Source organism: Pseudoduganella sp. GW821-FHT12E03 (assembly GCF_058807115.1).
This window is the reverse complement of the sequence record NZ_JBXAQJ010000050.1, coordinates 1-715: the sequence shown is the minus strand read 5'-3', so window position 1 is coordinate 715 and position 715 is coordinate 1. Positions and strand designations below refer to the sequence as shown.

The 715-nt window shown below is 72.3% G+C and carries 1 protein-coding gene; it reads right to left on the bottom strand.

What is annotated here, in order from left to right; genetic code table 11:
* Positions 1 to 715, bottom strand: a 715-nt coding sequence (locus AC1RRC_RS33230) for an AMP-binding protein (RefSeq protein WP_493060210.1), incomplete at both ends; no start/stop codon positions are given.

Genomic DNA, 715 nt, shown 5'->3' with positions numbered 1-715 from the left:
CCACCCCGGGCAGCGCGGCCTGGCAGCGCCGCGCCAGCGTGCCCGACAGCGCCTCGCCGCTGCAGATCACGCGCCGCAGCGCCGCCACCGCCGGCGCCGGCTGCTCCAGGTAGGCCTGCAGCATCGACGGCACGAAGTGCACCGTCGTCACGCCCCGCTGCGCCATCAGGGCGGCCAGGTAGGCAGGGTCCTTGTGCCCTTCCGGCCGCGCCAGCACCAGCCTGGCGCCAACCAGCAGCGGCCAGAAGAATTCCCACACCGACACGTCGAAATTGAACGACGTCTTTTGCAGCACCACGTCGTCCACGCCCAGGCCGTACGCTTCCTGCATCCACTGCAGCCGGTTGACGATGCCGCGGTGCTCGTTCATCGCGCCCTTGGGCGTCCCGGTCGAACCCGACGTGTAGATCACGTACGCCAGGTGTTCCGGCCGCGCCAGCGGCGCCGGGTTGCCGCCGTCGCGGTCCGCCCACGCCGCCTCGTGGTCCAGGCACAGCGTGGCCATGCCGTCCCGGGATGGCAACGCCGGCAGGTGCGACTGCGTCAGCAGCACCGCCGGTTTGGCGTCGTCCAGCATGTGGGCCAGGCGCAGGGCCGGATAGGCCGGGTCCAGCGGCACGTAGGCGCCGCCGGCCTTCAGCACGCCCAGCAGGCCCACCACCATCTCCAGCGAGCGCTCGGCGCAAATCCCCACCAGCACGTCCGGCCCCACGCC